General features: G+C 60.4%; 19 protein-coding genes and 1 pseudogene. 2 read left to right on the top strand and 18 right to left on the bottom strand.

The window, feature by feature from the left end:
• The coding region (locus FJ941_RS29300) for a helix-turn-helix transcriptional regulator (protein WP_246673662.1) at positions 1 to 468 on the top strand (468 nt) is incomplete at its 5' end.
• Between the two features lie 145 nt (positions 469 to 613).
• Here the strand turns inward: FJ941_RS29300 and FJ941_RS02440 are convergent.
• The 4 genes from FJ941_RS02440 to FJ941_RS02425 all read right to left on the bottom strand — a co-directional run bounded on the left by FJ941_RS02440 (position 614) and on the right by FJ941_RS02425 (position 3,626).
• Complete coding sequence (locus FJ941_RS02440) at positions 614 to 1,933, bottom strand: site-specific integrase (protein WP_140502757.1); 1,320 nt, start codon at positions 1,931 to 1,933, stop codon at positions 614 to 616.
• Positions 1,934 to 2,276: 343 nt separating this feature from the next.
• Complete coding sequence (locus FJ941_RS02435; RefSeq protein ID WP_027144010.1) at positions 2,277 to 2,576, bottom strand: DUF982 domain-containing protein; 300 nt, start codon at positions 2,574 to 2,576, stop codon at positions 2,277 to 2,279.
• Between the two features lie 46 nt (positions 2,577 to 2,622).
• Positions 2,623 to 3,075: a hypothetical protein gene (locus tag FJ941_RS02430; RefSeq protein ID WP_140502756.1), complete on the bottom strand. Its 453-nt coding sequence runs from the start codon at positions 3,073 to 3,075 to the stop codon at positions 2,623 to 2,625.
• Between the two features lie 68 nt (positions 3,076 to 3,143).
• Entirely contained in the window at positions 3,144 to 3,626 is a 483-nt protein-coding gene (locus FJ941_RS02425; RefSeq protein WP_140502755.1) for an Hsp20 family protein, read from the bottom strand.
• Positions 3,627 to 4,234: 608 nt separating this feature from the next.
• On the opposite strand from FJ941_RS02425, the gene FJ941_RS02420 reads away from it, so the two are divergent.
• Complete coding sequence (locus FJ941_RS02420; protein WP_140502754.1) at positions 4,235 to 4,525, top strand: hypothetical protein; 291 nt, start codon at positions 4,235 to 4,237, stop codon at positions 4,523 to 4,525.
• A 284-nt stretch (positions 4,526 to 4,809) separates the two neighbouring features.
• Here FJ941_RS02420 and FJ941_RS02415 read toward each other — a convergent pair whose 3' ends face one another.
• The 14 genes and pseudogenes from FJ941_RS02415 to FJ941_RS02350 form a co-directional block, all read right to left on the bottom strand.
• On the bottom strand, positions 4,810 to 5,511 hold the full coding sequence (locus FJ941_RS02415; protein WP_140502752.1) for a hypothetical protein: 702 nt from the start codon (positions 5,509 to 5,511) through the stop codon (positions 4,810 to 4,812).
• 109 nt (positions 5,512 to 5,620) lie between these two features.
• Entirely contained in the window at positions 5,621 to 6,145 is a 525-nt protein-coding gene (locus FJ941_RS02410) for a hypothetical protein (protein WP_140502751.1), read from the bottom strand.
• Positions 6,146 to 6,227: 82 nt separating this feature from the next.
• Positions 6,228 to 7,340, bottom strand: a complete 1,113-nt coding sequence (locus FJ941_RS02405; RefSeq protein WP_246672569.1) for an alpha/beta hydrolase — start codon at positions 7,338 to 7,340, stop codon at positions 6,228 to 6,230.
• Positions 7,341 to 7,520: 180 nt separating this feature from the next.
• Positions 7,521 to 7,607 (bottom strand): annotated as a pseudogene (locus FJ941_RS29295) (L,D-transpeptidase); the annotation flags it as partial.
• Positions 7,608 to 7,805: 198 nt separating this feature from the next.
• Positions 7,806 to 9,137, bottom strand: coding sequence for a VpsF family polysaccharide biosynthesis protein (locus FJ941_RS02395; protein ID WP_140502750.1), 1,332 nt, complete (start codon positions 9,135 to 9,137; stop codon positions 7,806 to 7,808).
• Positions 9,138 to 9,207: 70 nt separating this feature from the next.
• Positions 9,208 to 11,130 carry a GumC family protein gene (locus FJ941_RS02390; protein WP_140502749.1) on the bottom strand — a complete coding sequence of 641 codons (1,923 nt, stop codon included), beginning with the start codon at positions 11,128 to 11,130 and terminating at the stop codon, positions 9,208 to 9,210.
• Positions 11,131 to 11,301: 171 nt separating this feature from the next.
• Positions 11,302 to 11,769: a hypothetical protein gene (locus FJ941_RS02385; RefSeq protein WP_140502747.1), complete on the bottom strand. Its 468-nt coding sequence runs from the start codon at positions 11,767 to 11,769 to the stop codon at positions 11,302 to 11,304.
• Positions 11,770 to 11,878: 109 nt separating this feature from the next.
• Positions 11,879 to 13,567: an alpha/beta fold hydrolase gene (locus tag FJ941_RS02380; protein ID WP_281405557.1), complete on the bottom strand. Its 1,689-nt coding sequence runs from the start codon at positions 13,565 to 13,567 to the stop codon at positions 11,879 to 11,881.
• 59 nt (positions 13,568 to 13,626) lie between these two features.
• The gene (locus FJ941_RS02375; RefSeq protein WP_140502745.1) at positions 13,627 to 16,137 is read right to left on the bottom strand and encodes a glycoside hydrolase family 2 protein; all 2,511 of its coding nucleotides are present in this window, start codon (positions 16,135 to 16,137) and stop codon (positions 13,627 to 13,629) included.
• 41 nt (positions 16,138 to 16,178) lie between these two features.
• Positions 16,179 to 17,174 carry a DUF1839 family protein gene (locus tag FJ941_RS02370; RefSeq protein ID WP_140502744.1) on the bottom strand — a complete coding sequence of 332 codons (996 nt, stop codon included), beginning with the start codon at positions 17,172 to 17,174 and terminating at the stop codon, positions 16,179 to 16,181.
• A 1-nt stretch (position 17,175) separates the two neighbouring features.
• Positions 17,176 to 18,099 (bottom strand): amino acid--[acyl-carrier-protein] ligase, encoded by a 924-nt coding sequence (locus FJ941_RS02365; protein ID WP_140502742.1) that lies wholly within the window; start codon positions 18,097 to 18,099, stop codon positions 17,176 to 17,178.
• 1 nt (position 18,100) lies between these two features.
• Positions 18,101 to 19,306 (bottom strand): acyl-CoA dehydrogenase family protein, encoded by a 1,206-nt coding sequence (locus tag FJ941_RS02360; RefSeq protein WP_140502741.1) that lies wholly within the window; start codon positions 19,304 to 19,306, stop codon positions 18,101 to 18,103.
• Between the two features lie 2 nt (positions 19,307 to 19,308).
• Positions 19,309 to 19,554 (bottom strand): acyl carrier protein, encoded by a 246-nt coding sequence (locus FJ941_RS02355; RefSeq protein ID WP_027144021.1) that lies wholly within the window; start codon positions 19,552 to 19,554, stop codon positions 19,309 to 19,311.
• 134 nt (positions 19,555 to 19,688) lie between these two features.
• Positions 19,689 to 21,044, bottom strand: coding sequence for an oligosaccharide flippase family protein (locus FJ941_RS02350; protein ID WP_281405556.1), 1,356 nt, complete (start codon positions 21,042 to 21,044; stop codon positions 19,689 to 19,691).
• Positions 21,045 to 21,475 lie beyond the last annotated feature (431 nt).

The raw sequence follows: 21,475 nt of genomic DNA, 5'->3' as shown, positions 1-21,475 counted from the left end.
GCCCGCCAGCAAGCGCCGCCGGGTGACGAAAGACAAACTCATGCTATTGTCGGAATCATCCATGATCCGAGCTCCATACGGCTTGGGTTGTGGTCAGGCCGCGTCGAGTGTTCGCTCACTCGACGCGGCCGCTTTCTAAAAACGAAAGGATTGTCTGTTTTTAGAAAGCCACTGTCAAGGTTTTCCGAAAAGGCTTGCGATTTTCGGAAGTTATCACCAGTTTGCGGCATGGATTCTTCTCAATGTCGCGCCGCACGAGCACTGTTGAAATGGACGCAAGAGGATCTTGCCGCCCGCTCCGGCGCGAGTGCTGTTACCATTCGCAATTTTGAAAACGACCGTTCTGTTCCTCAAACTGGAACGCGATACCTCCTCCAAAAAACGCTTGAGACTGCCGGCATCGAGTTCATACCTGAAAATGGCGGTGGTGTCGGTGTGCGCTTGTCACGGCGTTCCGAAAGCACGTAGCTCGGTGACGTCGCGTCCTTTGACCAAGGCACACGCGTTCATTGCCGACAATCATTTCGGCGCGGCGGCGGTTAGGTATCAACCGCGAGGGCTTCGACGATCGCCCTCTTTGCTCGTCGGGGCGTGATTGAGCGAATCCTTGCTTTCACGCAGCACCCATCGAGCCGAACGGCACGACCTCCGCGCCACCTCTGACAATTCCGGCCAGTCGATCGGCCCAAAGTTCGAGTGCTTCTCGCTTTTCTCTCATGTAATCGTAGCGCGCATAAACGCGGCTGGTGATGCTGGCCTTCGTCGCGCTTACGTGATTCAAAACGTGGCCAATAATGAAGGGCGAGATGCCGAGTTCTTCCATGTGCGTTGCCGCCGACCTGCGAAGGTCGTGTGACGTCCAAGGCTCAACGCCCAAGATCGTCGCTGTTCCGCGCTTCATGACCTCTTCACGCTTGATCGCCTTCGCGATCGCGGCGCCGGTCACAGGCGCACGGGCTCCAGGTCCTGGCAAGACGAAGGCCGGCATCGCCCTGCCCTTACGTTCGGCAAGCGCCTTCACGTCGGCAAGTTGGTCGCGAATGATCTTGACGGCCATTGGCGATAGGGGGACGGCATGCTCGCGCTTGTTCTTTGAACGCGTCGGCGGAATGGTCCACAAGGCGGCGTCGAGGTCGAGCTCGTCGACCGTTATTCCGCAGACCTCGCCTACGCGCTGCGCGGTGACAAGACACAGGCGGATGACGCGCCGCGTCGACTCCCGCATATCCGCGTCTGCCAAGGCTCCCCACATGGTTCTGATCTCGTCGACAGATAGCACGCGATCGCGTTCAACTGTCTCGGTGGGCTTGCGCATACCCTCAACGAGATTCTGATCAAGATCGCCGCGGCCTCTAGCCCATCGGATCATGGCGCGAACGTCTTCGAAGAGTCTGTTCGCCTCGACGTGGGCGCCGCGATCCTTCACGGCGTCGATCGCCTTCGTGATATCGCGGCGATGCAGCTCGGAAAGCTTGACCTCCCCAATGCAACCCGCCGAACAATCCTCCAACTTCTTACCGTCGGCGTCCCGGCCAGATACATTCTTGCGAAGGCGGCGAGCGATCTCGTCGCCCGAGCGCTTCGTCGAGGCGTGACGCTTGACGTAGTTCTCGACTAGGTCAGCAACAGTCTGGGAAACCGCCAGCGACTTCTTGTCGGCGACCGGATCGCCTCCATCTCCCACCTTCGCACGCGCATCCCGGGCGCGCTGACGGGCTCCCCTGTCACCACCGAGCGGTATTTCCGGATAGGAGCCGAGTTTCAGCCATTGGCGCTTGGCCGGCGGCCCATAGACTAGATACCAGGACTTCGTCCCACCTGCCGACACACGCAAGACGAGCCCTTTTACCAACGTGTCGAAGTAGTCGACCTTTCGCCCAGAAGTCGCCTTCGCAGACTGGCAGAATTTGTCCGTAAGCTCGTTCTGCGGCATCCGTCCCTCGACCAACCGGTTCACATGATCTACACAATGATCTACAGGAATCCACGCGCTTTGTCGAGATGCGATGCGACGACGCGAGATGCGGAAGAGGGAAAAAAGAGTTTCATTACATGAGCTTCTGATGTTTCAGGCCGTCGCAAGACGGTCCAGAGAAAGTCAGCGGAAAACCTCTGTTAACCGGTTGGTCGCTGGTTCGAATCCGGCCCGGGGAGCCAACATTTCCAAAGACTATACGCGGGCACCACACACGGCGGCGTAGTGGGCTTGACTGGTCGGCTACCCGTACTGAGCTGCGGCAGCGACACCTCTGGGCAGTGCCGCTGCCGTGTCGCAGCTAGGCGGCTATCCCACCGCGGCCTGATTTGGTACCACTCATCCAGGGCAGCGGAGCAAGCGGCTCCTGCAGGATCTTGACAGATCTCGCGAAGCCAGCGACGGCATCGCGCGCGACCGACAGTGGTATCTGGCCATCATAAGCACGCTGGCAAGCCCGGAAAGCCGTTTCGAAAATCGGGCCCCGCCGCTCCCGCGGCCACTCGTCCAAGAAATCGAAGGCATCCTCAAGACTTCCTATTTCTTGAATGAACTGGCCATCCTTGACCAACACCGGTCGATCGAACGTCCTGTCGTCCATGTAGTCCTCCATTCGGTTGAACGAATTGGTTTGCCGATTCAGGTTTTCACGCGATGGCATGCTCAGGCTCCGCGAACATGCCGCCATCACCACATCTGGGCGGAACGCCGGCATACGCCGGAACCGGCGGCGGATCATCGTCATCGTCATCTCGCCAAGGGTACCGTATCCAACCGCGCCTGGCTTTGTTGCGACGCCGGTCTGAAGACGGACTGCGGTCAACCGGTGCCCTGGCTGGCGGCTTGCGCCCGATCTCGTCCAGGGTGCGGAGCGCACGAAGAATTTCTTTGACTTGCGCAACGGCACCGCTGTCCAACTGGCGTAGGGCGGGATTGTCAGGAACCGCATTGGCGTCCGAAGCCCAGAAGGCGAGCAAAGCCCTCTTTTCGTCGATCGTCATTTCTTCGTTCAGGACGTCCTCCGGCGTACGCACGGCAGCGAATCCCGCAACGTGATCTGTCAGTTTGGATTCATGAAAACAGTAAGCTTGCGATCTCATCTCCATTCTCCGCGATCTGTGCCTCCCGGCCGAGCCGGGAGGCGGACCACAGACTGAGGTTTCCGGTATCAGGCCACCTTGCGTTGCGGCTCTGAATCCATGGACTGCTTGTTGCCGCTGTCCTGAAGCGGAACCGCTCTGGCTTCGGAGCCGATCTCGATGCGCCGAGGCTTGAGTTCATCGGGCACTTCGCGGACCAGGTCCACCGACAGCAGGCCATTATGAATATTGGCCGCCTTGACCTTGACGTGGTCCGCAAGTTTGAACACCTGCTTGAAGTTTCCTGTCGCAAGGCCGCGATGGAGGATTTCCCGATTTTGCTGATCGGGCTTCCTCTGTCCGGTCACGGACAATTCAGGGCCGTTCTGCACAAGCTCGACTTCGTCAACACCGAAGCCGGCGACGGCCATCGTGATACGATAATCGTTGTCGCCATTCTTCTCGATATTGTAGGGAGGCCAGTCGGAGCGCACGCCGTTTTCGAGCATGTCGAACAGTCGGTCGAAGCCGACCGTGGTGCGGTAAAGGGGGGAATAATCAAAGCTTCTCATAGCCATATCCTCCGTGAAGCAACATGGGTCGCGGCAGCGCCGCCGCGACGAACTATGTCGAGCCGAAGCCTCGACGGAAACGATCTGGGAATCACGTTTTTTTTGTTCAAGAGGTCGCCCGAATTTTTTTTTGGAGCGGCACCACGGTCGTTCATGATCGGCATACGTCCGACTTTCGCGGCGAATTTTGCGGCGAAAGCGTTCGGTTCGAAGCGGGAATATGGTTTCTGTGATGGAACGCCTGCCCGTGCGAGTGCGCGCCAGGTTCGGCCTCTGGTCAGGAGCGGTCACACGCCCCGCCACTTCTTGCGTGATGAGAGGGTTCTCAGCAGCCGCGCGGCGTGCGGAGCGGACTTGCTCGGTGAAGACTGGCGCAACCTCACGGGCAACTCAACGTGCAATCCGGACGCCTTTCCATCCACGCTCACAAAGCGCCTGAGCTCGCTCTGCAACCGCACGCCGGTGTGTACCAGTGAAAGACATTTCTTTGCGTCGAAAACGAAACTATCGGGAACGCAGCGAGAAGCGCGGCGTTGGGATCGTGAAGGGACGGCCGTCCCTGCCGCCGTAAGGCCGGCATCGGACAGGCAGTCATCGGAGTATCCGTCATGCGAACTCTCATCGTCATTGCGGCGTTTTCGCTGCTTGCCGGCCCCGCGTCGGCAGCCGATCACCTCTTCACCGCCACGTCGGCCGGGGGCCTGACGACCTCGAGCCAGCCGTTCATGAACGGCATAAACAACAGTGCGCCGACAGCCGACGCTGTGCCGGGCCAGGGCAGTCCGCTGTCGGGCGACGAGCATACCGTACCGGCCACTGATACGCAGACCGGTGCCTCACTCAGGACCCCGCCGTCGGTGACTCAGGGTAAGACGGCACCATCGGCCAAAGCCCGGTAACAGCCCTGTCGCCTGACGGACGCGCAAGGCGGCACCCATCATCAGCGAGTGCCGCCCTCGGGTCCTAAGCGGACTGCACCCCCCGGAGGTTGATCGTCACTCGCGACCGCTGACCGGAACCGGCCAGGCGGCGCGTCATGTTTTTTTCTGCCCGATGGACTGGCTCCACTGATATTGCTCTGCGGCGCGGGCTCTATGGCCTAGACCTCAATACGCTGTCGGCAGGTGGTGGCGGTCTGCTGCTGAGCCCGGCAGTGACCTTCCAGCAGGGGCGCAAAAGGCGATCAATAGGCCATCTCAAAGGATTCGCCTGCGACGATTTTCCCTAACAGCCGCGTCACGGCGTGGGAGCCGCCGTGATCTGCAATCCACCTGCTTACCCGGCAGGCAGCTTTCGCGTACAGGCTGGCCGATGCCGCACTTTCAATCCAGGCGCTCCTCGTCGTCGGCAGCGCGCCATCCGGTTCAACCAGGCAACGATCGGGCGATGATATTGGCTTCAGGTAGCGGTCGTCATCCGAAACCAGGACCGCAACGCCCTCATCAAACCATTGCGGCACATCACGACGGAAAGTCTTGACCAGCCCGATCCGGACATGAAGTTCGATGTGCGACATCTCGTGTGATGCAATGGTAACGGTCACGCCTTCGGGCGAGAGGAACAGCGCGAGATTGAGGACAGCCATGCCGCGCGATTTGCCACCGCCGATCATGCGGTAACAATTGTCGTCACCGCAGACGAAGATCTCGGGATTACTTTCTGTCGCCCCGTAGAACTGGCGAAGCCGTTCGCGAGCCATGGCGATTGTCTCAAGCGCTGCTGCCTGCTGCTGAGGCGTCATCCCCTCCTCGACATAGACTTGACCCGAGGCCTTTTTGAACCCCAGGCAGCTCGGGCACGCTATAGCGGCCGCCGTGGGATATGCGACCGCGAGGCCGGCGGCTGTCGTCACAATCAGAAGGATTGCGAGTGCGGTTGCTTTCATCGATCTCGACACCATGCTCCGTCAGTCCCGCGCGGGTATGAGCTTATACAGTGGCTTTCGCGGCGATGCGGGTTGGCGAGCCATCACGAAGCACAGAAGACGGAGAGCGCTAGGACCCGGCCGCATCGCCGACGCCGGACGAAACGGTGTTCAACTGAGAACGCGCGAGCAGATAGAATGCGGTGAGATGTGAGATCATCTGCAACGGCATATAGATGATCAGGAACGCGTACATGGCGCCGAGTTCGCCCGCGGCTGCAGGAAGATTGACCTGGACTGCGTGGTAGGAGTCGAGGGCAATGTCCGCCACCCCTATAAGGTTGAAGGCGAGCACGAGCAGCCAGAACAGCGGACGCATCCTGATCGCGAGCAGCGCCAGCATGGATAACGCCCCGGTCGCGAAGTTGCCATAGGCCGCGAACGTGGCGAAGCCGTCAGGCAGGTTGGAGCCGACGACCCCCGGAAGGAGAAAGGCAAGCCCGATGACGCGGAAAATGTGCACGGCCGCAATAGCACGTTGCGCATCGAAGTGATCCATCGCGTTGAGCCTTGGCCAGATGTACGCGCCAAAGAAAAGCAGCCACGAGACATACCCCAGGACGAGCTGGGTTAGGAACACGGTTTGCGACGACATGTGAGCTCCTATAAGCTGGTCTCGTTCGTCAATCCGCCGGCGGCCTCGAACGTCGCGTTCGGTGGCCGACAGCCTTCCTCGACTAAACGGTCCGAAGGAAGTCGATCATGGCGGCGTTCACCTGCGGCGCACGTTCTTGCTGGGTCCAATGACCGCAGCCCGGCAGCATGACTGCGGGCCGGAGCTTGGGAACCATTGCCGACTGTTTTGCGATGATCGGTTGAAATAGCTCCACGATCATGTCGTGTTCGCCCGCAATGTAGAGCGCCGGAACAGTCACCACCGCCTGGCTGAACGCGGCCATGAGCTCCCAACTGTGATCGATGTTGCGCCACCAGTTCAGAGCGCCGCGAAATCCGCTGCGCGTGAATTCCTCGACATAGATATCGATGTCGGCCTCACTGACCCAGGAAGGCAACGACACCGGATTGGTCAGGAAATCTCCGTTCCGGGGCACCATTCCGGCGGCAAATCCTCCGGCGCCTGCCTGTGGCGGGCTGTCGCCCGAGAGCGAGTAGAACATGGAACGGAAGGTGCGACGCAGGTCGCCTTCGAGCGCCGCCTCAGCCTCGGGGGTCTGGAAATAGAGTTGATAAAACAGGGCGTCCTTGGTGTGTGGCATCAGCGTCGTCGGCGGCCCTGAGTCGCCGAACCCTCGCGAGCGGAACGGCGGGCTGAGCGCGACAACAGCCCGGAAGCGATCGGGGCGCAGAAGCGCTGTTTGCCATGCTATCGCAGCACCGATGTCGTGGCCGGCGATCACGGCTTGTCTGGCGTCAAGGGCGTCGAGAAGGCCCACCATGTCGCCGATATTATGGAGAATCGTATATTTCTCCACATCCTCCGGGCGGTCGCTCCGCCCGTAGCCGCGCAAGTCGGGCGCTACCGCACGGAACCCGGCGTTCGCCAGCGCGCCAAGCTGGTGCCGCCAAGAATACCAGCATTCGGGAAAGCCGTGACAGAGGATGATAAGCGGACCTTCACCCTGTTCGGCCACGTGCAGCCGGATGCCGTTTGTCTCGATCATGCGATGCGTAACGTCGGGCATCGTCGGATCCACCCACGACGTCGGCTCTGGGCCGCCTACGGCGAGTTGAGCGGCAGCGGCTTCAAGTGGCTTTGCGAGAGTAGCGCCGACTGTCAGCGCGCCCCCTGCCAAGAGCACCTCGCGTCGGGAAAATGTCGCGTCGGCCATTGTGTGTCTCTCTTGATCCTCGCGCATCTGGAGCATCGACGACGTCGCAGGCTCGAATTGCGGCGCGAGTCCAGATTTCCACGGGAGAGGTACCGCCGCTCCCTGCGATCGACTATTGGCGATAACGTCGATGAGCTATGAAGTAGAACTTCACAATCAAGCGCTGAGCGCCGGACTCGCGCCTCGTTCGGGCGTGCCGTGAGTCCCGTAACTTTCAATGGACAGATCGATCCAGACCGATCCGACAGGATTGTTGGGCCCGGCAGCGTCGGGCGCGCAAATGTAAACTTCGGCACCGCTGGGGAGGCAGCAGACTTGCGTTGAGGGATATGTGCGGCCGCGTTTGAGATGGATACGGGCTCGAACTGCTTCGCTCAGAGGGGGTGGCGCGCTCCCCTCGCCGCCCCGGCCGCTGCGACCGGCTCCTGATAAGTGGTTCCGTAAGCAATTCCGGACGGAAACCGCTCACACTTTTCCTGGAATTGCTCTTCCTGGAATAGCTCTGGTCCTTGCCACAAGTGCCAGTATCAGCACGGCCGGCATGGTCAGCATCGTCGTCTTGGCGCTTATGCCGACGCTGGTGGAGTTGATCAGCAATGCGAAAAAGAGCGGCAGGATCGCGCCACGGCCGCCGACCCGCAGCATCTCGATAAACCAGCTCAAGATGCCCAGCCACAGAACCGACGAGAAGACGAGACCATAGCGCAACAGGTGGCCAGCCCACGCGTTCTCGATACCCTCGCTGAGGCCGTTTATACGTACACTGGTCTCCAGTTCGTCCTGATTAAATCCGATGAGCAGTTCGCGCAGCCCGAAATTGTCGAACAGGCGAAACAACTGAATGCGAGTCGCCGCACTGCCGCTGTCATTGGTAAAACGCGCGAGGAAATTGTCGAAATAGCCGAATTGGTACATTGCCGCGACAGCGACTACGCCAAGCGGTGCAAGAACGAGAATGGCGAGCAATGCGCGCACTGAAATCGCGCCGCCGCGCATCAGCTTCAAAATGAAGAGCAGGCCCATCACCGCCGCCACGCCATAGACAACAGCAAACGAGGTTCGGGCGCCGAGAAGCGGCATCGTCGCCATGCACAGGAGTATGATGGGCAGGCGCCAGCGCGGGCTCAGCCCGCGAACATCTTTCACAGTCATCAGGATCACCGCGTAGACGCCAGTGACCAGCGCACCACCAAGCGGGTGGCCAAGCAAAGCCGTGGCCCGATGATCCCAGGTCTGGACCCGATCCTCAATGAGGAAGGGAAACAGTCGCCACGATGTCAAGCCTTCGGCGATCGCAATCAGGCAATTGAGGACTATCAGCATGTGAAGGCAACGGGCAGCATAAAGCCGCAGCTTCTCGCCCGAGTCGCAAAACAGCATGGTAATAACGGCCGCGACCATCAACGCGTCGATCAGGAAGGAGGCGGATTGATCGGGCTTGTAACGGGAGATGAAGTACCAGAGCAGCAGGCAAGCGGCGAGCAGGCTGGTCGATCCGGCGCAACGAACGAGAAGGGAGACCGCGTAGCCGACCGGGTTTCGATTGGCGAGCACCGCCAGGACCAGCGCCAAGCCAAATGTGTAGGTAGCCGGATGGATCTTGGTGACGATCGATCCGCTCGATGAATCATACGGGATGCCGAGAAAGTCGAGCGCATAGTTTGATAAGGAGAATAAAAGTACCGTGGCCAGCAGAATGAGCGGATCGACCAACTGCCGCCAGGACGCAGGGTCGCCTTGCACCTTTAGAGGGAAATCGGCCACGTTCAGCCGATACTCTATTGATCCCATTGTCATTGACTTTCAGTGGCCGCGTTGGGCCGATGAATGCCTTTCGCCGCGTCGCAATTTTTTGGCCAGGGGAACTTCATGCGGCCTGATCGATAGCCACGTCCTTCTCAACCGACACCACCGAAACATCCATGTCGCCATCGCCGGCCAACGCATTTAAAGCCTGGCGTTCGCGTAGACCAAACACACCGTCCCGCACCGCCAGCACCGACCGGCTGGAATATCCGGCAATCACATCGGCCATGGGACCGGGACTGGCCTCGAGTGTCCCTCCATTGACAACGATGTGGTCATATTCCTGAATTATCGCGCCAAGGACCGCTTCCACTTTTCCGGGCGACAGGCGCGCGACAGTATCCTTGCGCCCGGCGTTGAGCATCTGAAGTCCCGATTTACGGCCGATCCGGATCGCTTTCGCGACCGGGGATTCACCAATTGCTAGTTCCGCAAGTCCGGCTATGTCGGAAGGTGCATCAGACGCGAGATCGATGAAAATGACCTTCTGGTCGGCCGCCATTGCGTCTCGCGCCAACTCGAACGCGGCCTGACGGGCAAGGGCGGGATCATGGATGGAGACGACTGTTACAAGCCCGCCGCCGATGTCCGCCTTGGCAGGCTCCAAAGGCTGAGCCTGAGGACGCGCGGCGGGCGCGCCGGCAGCCAGATCCCGCAATATCGCGGCAAAGACGCCTATGAACAAGCCCAACAGTCCGGCGGCGATAAGCAGCGGCAACTTAGGTGGATACGAGGACGAACTTGGAACCGCCGCTTCAGCGATGATACGGGCATTGGGCGGCGAAATATTTTCCTGCTCGGCGGTTTCCTTGGCGCGGACCATAAACGCCTCGTAGACGACCTTGCTGGACTGCGCCTTGCGCTCAAGTTCACGCAGCTTGATTAGATCCTGGTTGGTATCGAAGGAAGCTGTCTTGGCGGCATTAAGGTCTCCGGTGACCTTGTTCAGCGTGTCAACAGCTGCGCGATAGTCGTCTTGCGCGGCTTGCACCAGCCGCTCACTTTCCGCACGGATTGTCGCGCGAGCTTGCATAACCTGCCCTTCGGCAGCCGTGACGCGCGGATGACGTGGTCCGAGGATCTGCTGGAGCTCGGCCAAGTTTCGCTGCGCCTCGCCAAGCTGGGTGCGCAGGTCGACCATGGCGCTGTCGGTACCGGTGATGACCGTGCTGACATCTCCGCGCGTCTTCAGCGCGGCCTGCATAACCTCGAACCGGGCCTTTGTTTCGTTGACTCGCGCAGCACTAGCCGACTGGCGAGCCGAAAGGTCCGTCAGTTCGCGATCGCCGAGCAATCGTCCGTCCGATTCCGAAACATTGTGGTCGCGCTTGAAGGCTTCGACCTCTTCCTCTGAGCTGTTCAACTCGCTTTGCAATTGTGCGAGGCGGTCACGGATCGACGTGCTGGCGTCGCGTGCGGTGCCGGAAGTTGTTTCGGCCTGATAGCCCAAATAAGCGGCAGCCACGGCGTTCGCGAGACGAGCCGACTTGATGGCTTCTTTGCTGGTGACGCTGATCTGAAGCACGTAAGTGTTTTCGGGCCGCACGACCTTGGTCGCTTGCGCCAGCGCTTCAAGCGCAACGACGGAGGGATCTTGCCCGCTTTTGATGGCGGATATGAATTCCGGATCCGTGGCAAGACCGCTGCTCTGGACAACCCGCTTGAGCACCGCTTCCGAGGTGATCACCTCGATCTGGCTTTCCACCAGCGCCATGTCGGAGCCGAAGCCTTGCTGCACCACCTCGTTCTGCATGACCCGCTGCTCACGCGGGTCGATAAGGATGCGCGACGTCGCTGTATACCGCGGCGAAATCAGGAACAACGCCAACAGTCCCAAGGCGACGAAGGTCAGCGTGAACGAAAGAACGATCCAGCGCCGGCGGATTAGCGTATCGGCAAGGCCGAGCAAATCCACCGAGGTATCGACCTGCGCTCGCCTGGCGGCAGATCGATCGCGTGAAATGCCGCCCATGGAGGTCGCCATAGTCTCGTCTCCACCGCACTAAAATCATCGTGCGCATATCGCCAATAAGCCATGCGCGGATATGCTTAATATCGGGTTACAGGATATTCCTCAGCCGCGATGCCGGAGCACCCTCATCGGGAAGACGCCGGTCAGGGCGAGGTCTCAGTCCGGGATCTGACTGACATCTGGTCAGCGACGGATATGCTCCCAAGGAGAGGCCTCATGCGGTTCCTCAATCGTGCCGTAGTCCGTGGAAGCACCCTTCGAAAATCCACGTCCGACATAGGCTGAGCTTGCAATTTTAGCTTGTCCGTTGCTTGAAGATTGCATCAGTTCGGCCACGCTGGCGTGCAGTTCGGCGAGCTCGGCATGAATGCTGTGGATGGTTTCAGCGGTATTCTCATCCTGGTCTTGGAATATCTCGTTGTCATGAGGAAAGTAGTCCAGTTCCAGTGGATCAAGGAGCCGTAGTCTGGCAGGCGAGCCGGCAAAATCGTCATCCCCGTAGATCACGCCGGTCTGTGAAGCCGCTATATTGCCGCTCCTCTTGCGCAGCAAATTGGTGATCAAGGACAGCAATCTCAATTTTTTCTCGCTCGACGGTGGCAAATCTGAGTTTTCACCCGGCCTGACGGCTGTGTTTCGCGCGTTGGACATTCCGCGATATCCATGAAGATAAAAAGCCTCTCCCAATTGGTATGCCAGTTTGGGAAATAAAGAATTAAAGTGCCGGCTGTCGATTGGCCGTCGAGCAGGCCCCAGGTCCCTACCGCCCGTCGGCGGCGGGGCTTAACAACTGTGTGACGTGCTCGACAAGCCGAGAGCGTGCATGGGCCGGCGTCAATGTATGATCGGCGGCATCCAGACGCACGAGAGTGACACCTTGCATGCGCCTCAAACGCTCGCCGTCCGGCCCGAAGTGACGAGCAATTTCATCCAGGCTCCGATCGTTTTCGGCGCTTACCACCAAAACGCGCGTTCCACGCGCGGTCAGATTTTTCATCCAGGTTTCCACCGACTGGCTTCCCGAACCGCGCCTGCGCCAAAAATTGGACGTCGTGGATTTCGACAGTTCCAGGCCGAAGCGCAGGGTGCGCCCGCCAAGTCTCGACAAGAGCGCTTTCAAGCGAGGTGATCTCAAGGCCGTTCCGTGTGAATGCGGCTCAGCCACATCCGCCTCGCCGGCGCCGTCCTCTGGTTTGAGTGAGCCACGCGCATTGTCCCTGACTTTCGACAGTTCCATGTCCAGGGCATATGAACTGTTCCATGCGAAGCACAAAGGATTGACCATGGTCAGCGAGGCAATACGGCGATCGAATCGCGCGGCATGGAACGCCTGATAGGCCCCGGCGCATGTGCCGATCGCGCTGACCTGATCAAATCCATGCTGCTCGAGCCAGTTTACAATACGCAGCATGTCATCGCGGCCGCGCTCATCGTAGAGAAACAGCCGCTTCTCGTCCGGCGTCCCGCTCTGGCCGAGGCCCGGCAGATCGACCCTCAGCGAGGCTATGCCATCTCGGGCGAGTGAACGCGCCATGTCGACCGCACCACGTGCCCAACCGATATGCGGTATCGCGCCGGCATTGAGGATAAGGACGACCTGTCCCTGGGGCTTGGCCTGGGCAGGCATGCACAGCACGCCGCAAATCTCCGGCGCGGGCGCGAGGACCAGTGGCCATTCGTTATATCCACCCTCCGCCAGAAACACTGGCGCGGTGGCCACCGGCTCGTGGGAAGCCGCGCCGATGGGCTTTCGGCGCTCGACTGCCCACCCCACGACCATCTCAAGGGTGGATTGCGGGATGTCGTTGGCGGTCGGGTTGCTCATCAGCCGGGCAAAACCGGCAAATGTCTCGATCCGCACGCTGCCACCGGCCGCGGCCACGCCTTCGGCGAGCGCCGAATGCGACGTGGCGGGTTGTGTCGTCACAAGCAGAATATCCTGGCGCAAGGAACCGGCGAGTTCACGCCACTCAAGCGTCCGCAGATCCGCGATCGTCTCGGCGCTCATCCTGAAGCCGGCGGTTTCGATGCCGTCGAATGGGTCGACCTCAGTGCCGTATGGCGGCAGGGCTGCGTCGATCATTCTTGCCAGGCCTGCCATCTCGCGCACATAGGCCTTGCCCGATATTGGCGGCGCAAGCAGTGCCAGACCGGCAACGTCATCGCGTCCGACTATGGCCGATGGAGCAAGGAGAGCACCGAGACGGAAGCCGATCACCAGCACATCGGTCACGCCGGTTTCGGCTTTCAGTCGCGCTATCGCCGTCTCGATGCTCGACACCCAGGCAGCCACGCGATGGGGCTCCGTGTGATCGCCGGTGGCGTCTCCACAACCTGGATAGTCGAATTGCAGAACCGGTAGACCAGCTTGGGCCAACCGCCTTGCCATCAATGTGAGAAAACGCCGGCTGCAAAGGTCTTCGAAACCGTGCGCGCCCGCTATAACCACGCCCCGGCTGCCCCCGGCGGGATGAACCCAGCCGACAGTCCCTTCGAAGACGATCGGCCTCACGAAATGCCCCTGGCTGCACCCATTTTAGGGAACGGCTCGGTCAGGTCGAAAACAGCAGGTTGCTGCGCATTGAGGGCTGTAACGGTCCCGATAGGCATCGGTGCGCCTGTCAACGCGACCAGCCGCACTGTTTTTTCGCGACCAGGCAACAGATGAAAATAATCCTCTTCGGCCCGATAATGGGGACCGCCGACGTGGACATAATACGCGGCTCTGTCGCAGGCGAGCCGAAGTCGCCAGCAATCGCTGCCAGGTTCGATCTTGGCGCGAAGGCCGACATCGCACCGTTTCGTCATGATATTGGGCAGAACATGGAAGGCTTCCGCCAACTGGGTTCCCTGCGAATCCGTAAACTGCCCCACGCTCAACTCATGCGCAACCGGACCGAAGCGATAGGCGTAAGAGATATCGAAGAACGCACCGAACAGCTCGAAGGCCGAAACCGTCACGGCATCATGCGCCGCAACCGCGATCTCGCGTTTGCCTGTGACGACCGGTGTCAAACCATCGCGCAGGCAGGTCAGGGTGAGCCTGCCTTCAACCAGGTCCGGTCCATCGTTGATCACATGCACATAGAGGCCGTTCAAGCCTTCATCGCTAAGGATCAGGCGCAGCGGACGGAAGGCCCGCTTCATCGCATGCCAAACCGATTTTGGCCGGCCGGTCGCATCGATCGCGCCCCAGCCGGCGCCGACGGCCAGATCTTTCCAGAACAAGGTCAGTGCACCCGCCGTCGGCGAGGCCGGTCGGCGCCATTCGTCAATCGTGCGCTCCACAATCTCGGCCGTCACGGCACGCGAGAGGTCGAGGTAGCGTGCACCGTCCTGCAGCCTCAACGCACGGGCGTCGACGCCGAAGACGTTTTCCAGATAGTGGTCGCGTACATCCTCGAAATCCCAAGACGCCCCAACGTCCCTCGGCGTCGCGGCTTTCCAGCGTGGGTCATGCACGGGCGCAACGGCCAGGAAGGCGTCCAGCGTCTCCTGATCCGGCACGTTGGCGAAGGCAAGGCACTCGCTGGCGAAGCGGACCTCGGCACGGCGCGCATCCTCCAGCGGCCGGCAATAAGCGCCCACGCCGTAATAATGCACCGGTCCGGCTTCAGCGGTGAAAGACAGGCTGCCGCCATGCGGCGAGGAAGCAACCTGCACGAGATCAGGTCTAATGGCGCCCGCAAGCGGCCTCACCACCGTGTCGAACCATGGCGTCGGGTCCATGGACGCTGGAATTCCCATCATCGACGCCTGCTGGGCGATTTCGCTGCCGCCGCAAATCACAGCAAGCGAAGGCGAGTGCCGCAATCGTCGCAGCAATGCTTCTACCTCCGCCGCCAGCGCAGCGCACCATTCGTCATCCCGGGCGGGATAGTCGAAATTCGCCAGCATCAAATCCTGCCAGACGAGTATGCCGAGTTCGTCACACAGGGCATGAAAGGCGTTGGATTCATAGACGAAGGGGCCGGCGACACGCAGCATGTTGACACCGGCATCACTTGCCAGGCGCAAGGCGGCGTCCAACGGCGCCGCGCTCCCGTCCAAGGACACTATGTCCGACGGTGTCCAAACCGCGCCGCGACAAAAGACCGGGATGCCGTTGACGATCAGCCGAAAGTCGCGCCCGTCACGGCCGCGATCCAGTTCCAGGCGTCGAAAGCCGACACGTCCGAGGTTTACCTCGTTACTCCCGATGGTAGCGCTGACACCATGAAGATCCGGCGTTCCATGGCTGTGCGGCCACCAAGCCGCAACGTTGGCGATGTCAAGGCGCGCATTCAGCTTCTCGCCATCGCTGGTGAGCGTCGCGGTTTTTCCGGCACAGCTGATAAAGGCGGTTTCGCCGTCGACAAGCGGCGTGAAGAGCGTCAGCTCGACATCGAGCCTGCCTGTAGTCCCTTCGAGATCGGAATGCATGTCGACGCTAGCGACGCGCGAAGCCAAATTCTCGCGCACCAGCAGAACCGGCCGCCATGCGCCGACCACGTCGAAGGCCGGGCACCAGCCCGGCATGTGGCCAAGCAGGGTCGTGCGAACGAGCCGCAAGCGCTGATCGTCAATCATGCGCGCCTTCCAGCGGGCCCGCGGACCCTTGAGGCCGTCCATATAGGCGTCAAGACTGCGAAACGCGATGGCAAGCATTTCGCCGCCTTTCAGCGTCAGCGACGTCTGACAAGGCGCGAACATGGAGGTGGAGACAAGGACCAATCGATCGTCGATGTAGATTTCGGCAATCGTCGCAAGGCCTTCGAAGACAAGCCGCACCGGCCCGCTGGCTTCAAGGCGACAGCGATACCAGATGTCCTTGTCGTGCAATGGCATCGGTGCTTGCCGATCCCAAAGGCCGCCCGCCTCGAGCGCCGCCGCCGCGGTACCAGGACATGTGGCGCGCAGCCATGTTGCCGAAGGGTCAGCATCGCCCGGCCCGCGCCATGCACCAGCCGGCGTCAGGGCAAGCTGCCATCCTGCTTCCAGCAACTCAGCTGAATCGGCGACGGAGATCACTGTCGTCATGGATCTGATCCAGGCTACGGCAGCCGAATTCCGCTCGCCGTTCAGGCCGCCTCCGCCAGGGTTGCCATGCGCGCGTCAAGCACGTTGATGATAACATCATAAGCGCTGGCCATCGGTTCCAGCGTCGCCTCCAGGCCATCGAAACGCCCGCGCGCCATGGCCCTTGCGAGTTTGAACTGCATGACCTTGGCGCCTTCGGCGATATCGCCGGCGGCCTTGGCCGCTTGCTCGAAACTCTCGCGGCGATTTTTCCCGAGCCACTCCAGGTGGCTGCCGAGAAGCTCGAAATTCGCGCCTAGCTGCCGCAACGTGTTGAAGGAGTAGATATGAAAATACTCCGGCGGGCGGTGGACCAGCATATCGACATGGCGGCCGAACGCAGCAGCGTAGGATCGCAACGGATTGTGCTTCGGGCGGCGTGACAGGTGATGTGAGAGCAGTGCCGCGGCTGCTCGTGCCATGTCTTCCGGCGGCTGCGTGACGCCGAATTTCACGAACTCCGCGTAGGGAAACAGTGGCAACGAGCCCGCGCTCGCAAGGTCCGCGCCGCCGAAGATGCCTTCATAGTCCTCACCACCCAGTGCGAAGACACCATCATTGTGAAAATAGACCATCCGCTGCGTCCGCGGATCGACCTCATTGATACCGATGGTCGTCTTGGAATGGGCCGCGCGATAGGTGATTCCCCTTGTGTCGGGCAGGTAGAAAGCATCGACTTCCACCAGCGGCAGGCGTCCGAGGTCGATCTGCGTCGCAACATGCGTTTCCAGCCGGTCGAAGATCGCCAGTTCCTGGATATCGAGACCCGCAAGCCGCTGCAGATCGGCGATCGGAAACTTGAAGAAGGTGAACTGATCGCCTTCGAAATCCTGGGCAAGGGTAAAGCCGAGCGCGGCCACCGGATCATGGCCGGTCGCATGCATGACTTCAATCAGCAGGTCGACGTAGCAATTTGTCTGCGGCCAGCGTCGTTCGGCGCTGTGCAATTCATGCGGCCTGTAGCCCGCCGGGTCGAGACCGGGGATCACGGCGTTCATGTCAGGCATCCCAGAGAACCGCGCGGACAGCCGGCGGCCAGGCATTAACGTCGGGGCCATGATGACGAAACAGCGCCAGCGCCACCCGTTCCAGGCCGAAGCCGACGCAGGCCGAATGGCACAGGCTGCCATCGGCGAACTTCAATCCCCAGGTCTGGCCGAAATGATCCTGGTGATAGTTGAAACTCAGGCAGGCTGTCGGCTTTTCCTGGCTGCTCACCGGTATCAGCAGCTCGAACTTCAGCCCCTGGTCGCGCTGGTTGTTGGCCAGCATCTTGCCGCCGCGACCGAAGAACGGGTCGTTGGCGAGATCCAGCTCACAAGGCAACTCCAGCGACTCGATCATCGCCTTGCCACGCTCAAGCCAGCTCTGGCGAAACGCATGCACATGATCGGCCGTACCGATGCAGACGAATTCCCGCATTCGGAAAAGCTGCATGCGGGCCGGGTCCTGCGATGGCTCATGCCGGAAACAATAGGATGAGAGTTCAAACAGGAGACCGTCCATCGGAACTGGTCCGCGCGCGGCGACCGTCGGATAAAGCGGATAGCACGCGGCAGGCGTCAGCGCCAACTCCGTTGGCTGCTGCAGTTCGGTCCAGTCCTGGCCGGCGTCCATCATGCCAAGCAGCTTGGCATGGTCGCGCTCGCCGCCCATGAAGGAGTGCACGCACCCGGCAAGCTGCGGAAAGCTTTTCATGTAGCCGCTTTTTTCCAGCGTCGCGCGGCTCATGCCTGGCGGAAAGTGGATACGGGTAGGCTTGTCGACCGCGCCGAGGCCCGTGACCAGGCGCTCGAAACGTTCGATGACTTCCTCGAACATGCCGGAGCGGCCATAGAGGCCGTCGACGCCGGTCTCAAACAGGATGCCGTTATTGAACAGCTTGTCGAGCAGGTCCTTTGAGGTGAATGTCCCGGTATCCATCTCAACCTCCCAGCCTGGCATCGAAGCGGCTCATCAGGAGCAGCGTCGACGTGTTCGCATGAATGCGGTCGTTCGAGATCATCACTGTAGCGGAGGTGATGTCGCGCAGATGCCGGCCGACGCTGAACGGCGTGCCGTTCTTATAGCCAAGGATGCCGCAGATCAGCATTGCGAGCCGCACGATTTCGCCCGCCTTTTCGCTCGCGGCCACCTTCAGCGCGTTGATTTCAGCGGCAAAGCCTATCGAGGAGAGATCGTCCTCATTGCGTTCGGCGATCTCAAAACGGCGGATGGCGGCAACGAGATGTCCCTTCATTTCCTGCAGCTTGGCGGCTGCCTCCGACAGGCGGAGCGCGCCTGGCGGCGTCAGGTTTGGCTGCTTGCGGGCGGCTTGCTTGACGAAGGCCTGGGCACGCCCGAAGGCATCGGCCGCGATGCCAAACCATGTCGCTGCCCAGTAGATGTGCGAACTCGCCAGCATTGATTGGGCAGCGATCTCCGAAAACGGCTTGGTGAATATCTGCGCGGCATCGCCGGTTGCGGTCAGCAGAAAGCCGTCGGAACAGGTGCCGCGCATGCCGAGCGTGTCCCAAACGGACTTGCGCTCCAGCGTGCGGTTGGCGTCGGCGGGTATGACGATCATGGACTGATCGGTGCCGGCTGCGTCCGGTGCCCGGCGCGCTGTGGCCAGGATGGCGTCGGCAAAGGCGCCGTAGGAAATCACGGTCGCGTCCTTGGTCAACGAGAAGCGGCCATCGATGACGTTGAGCGCGCAGATAGAATTGCGAAGATCGCCACCAATGCCCGCCTCGGAGGTAGCGGATGCCATCAGCAGCTGCTCGCTCGCAATGCGACGCATGTAGGCACGATGCCATTCGCTGCCGGTCCCATGGCTGGCCAAGCTCGCAATCTGAATCTGGTGCATGCCATAGATCATCGCGCTGGAACCGCAGGCCTGCGCCAGCTGGACGATCAGATCGGCAATAGCGGCATGGCCCATTCCCTGGCCGCCGAATTCAATCGGCACAGCCACGCCAAGAAGGCTTTCCTGCTTCAATGCATCGAAGACTTCGTGGGGGAAACGGGCGTCGCGATCGACGGAATCGGCCGCCTTGGCCGCAACCTCGGCAACACGGGCCATGCGCGCCGTGGGGGCGTCACTGTGCATGCCGGCAGGGGCGACGCCAATTGCTTTCGCGACATTCATGGTCAGACTGCCTGCCTCGCAAGTTTGGAGACCGCCTCGGCGATGTTGGCAAGCGAGGCGAATGTGCGCCGTGTCAACATTTCCTCTGGAAATTCGGTGTCGAATTCCTCCTCGATCGCCAGCATGATCTGGACGGAGGCGAACGACGTCATCCCCGCATCATAAAGGTTGTCATGATCGGAGAGTGTTTCGATGTTGAATGAAAGCGCCTCGTTGCGGGCGAAAAGTGCACGAATACGATTGATCATCTGTCCAAGTCTCCCTGGCTGGAAGATACGCTTCAACTCTAGCGGCGCAGTTAATGCGAAATCGTATCCGCGATTATGCTTAACCAACGACTTCCGGATCCATTATAATGCCTGTGTTTCACCCCGACGCACCATCAGGCATCCAAGGATGCCGACTTGGCGAGCGCAGTGGAAAGGTCACGATCGCGAAGCAACGTGCCCTTTTCACCGCACGTCCGGCCAACGGCGAAGCGGGTGAACCCGATATAGACCACCGTCTGCAGTGACCAGGCGATGGCGCGGGCTATAACGATGCCGAGAGCGCCACGATCTTGCAGAAACCACGTTGCGATGATGAATGTCAGCGCCCATCCAGCCGTGATCGAAAGTCCGGTCCACATGTAACCGGAGGACACCGGGACCTGTCCGAGCGGCAGGGCAGCGGCGATGATGGCGGCCGCGAGCACCACGATCATGAAAATCGGCCAGTGCTGGGCGGGATCGAGCTTGAACAGCACAAGGAACCAGTTGCCGAACGTCATCATGACCACGACGAAGCCTATGGCTATGGCTATATTGGTGCCGATGCCCATGCCAAGCACGTTGATCACACGCCGGCGGTCGGCCTCGCCAAAGCCGGCCGACAGCATCGGGATAACCACTTGCACCACGATCTGCGGCACGAACAGCAGCAGCGTCTCCAACTGCATGGCAATGAAGTACAGGCCGACCTGGGCAAGACCGTCGGGATTGTTGACCACCATCGCCGTGCAGATCCAGTTCACCGGCTCGTACAGCAGGCTGGCAAGCAGCGCCGGCACCGCATAGCGTGTAACCAGCCGCCACTGCGAAAATGCCTCCCGGAACGCAATCTCAATACCGCGCCGGCGAAGCGCTGCCACTACGGCCGGATAGGAGATGAGGCATCCACCCAGATAAGCGCAGCCCAAGGCGATAAAGCTGCCCGAGAGGCCGTAAAAGTAAAGCCCGACAGGCACCAGCGTGATCATCAATCCACCAAAGATCACGTTGAGGCGAGCGATGGTCCTGAAGGCCTGGATACCGCTCAGGATGGCCGTCTGGACCGTGTTCATCGCGTTGACCACAATCACAGGCGCGATGATCTGGAGATAGAAAGCGAGTTCCGGTTGCTTCAGCAGCCGACCGGCGATCTCATGCGCGAACAGGAAGATCATCAGGCCGATCAATGCCGCGGCGCCACCGGTGAGGAGGAATGCCATGCCGGCAAGGCGGCCCGCCGTGGCGGGGTCGTTTATCGAGTAGGCGGCGATATTGCGCGTCGCCATCAGGCTCACACCGGCGGATGCCAGCAGGCTGCTCGACATCAGTGTGCCGTAGGTCACTCCGAATTTGCCGACGAATTCAATGCCGAACCAGTGTGAAATCAAAATGGTGGTGATCATCGGCGTCAGCCGAACGATCACCGTTCCAAAGGTCGACCAGAGCAGCCCGGCGCTGAATACCCGAATGTCTGCGGATCGACCGATCAATGTTCTGAGCGACGCAATCAATTCTCGTCCTGTCGATTGGATAATTCTCGCCGACTGCTAACAGGAATGTATGAGCTAAGCGATTACCGCCGAGGCGACCGGTTCGAAAGGTTAACGAACTCTCTGCGCTTGACTCTCCGCCGCCCGAGAAAACGCGATCCATGGGAATGAAGAACATCTGTCTGAGGTATTATAGAGGATTGCTAGACCATTCCTTAAGTCGTGCGGGATAAAGTAGTTTGGAACCTGGCATGCATACCCAACAGTTTTCTCAACGCAGATTGCCAGCAGCCGGCGCCAAGGGTCGCGAGAATGAACTCACGGTTGAACACGGCAGCCGATGGAGAGGCACAGACTGTCTGGTCCGACAGACCTTGTGGTCGTTTCGAGGTCGCGGCTTTTACCAACCCTTCGGATATCGAGCGCGAATG

Origin of the sequence: Mesorhizobium sp. B2-3-13 (assembly GCF_006442195.1) — a bacterium.
GTDB classification, from domain to species: domain Bacteria; phylum Pseudomonadota; class Alphaproteobacteria; order Rhizobiales; family Rhizobiaceae; genus Mesorhizobium; species Mesorhizobium salmacidum.
The sequence above is the reverse complement of the archived record's forward strand: the minus strand, read 5'-3'. Positions and strand labels throughout refer to the sequence as shown.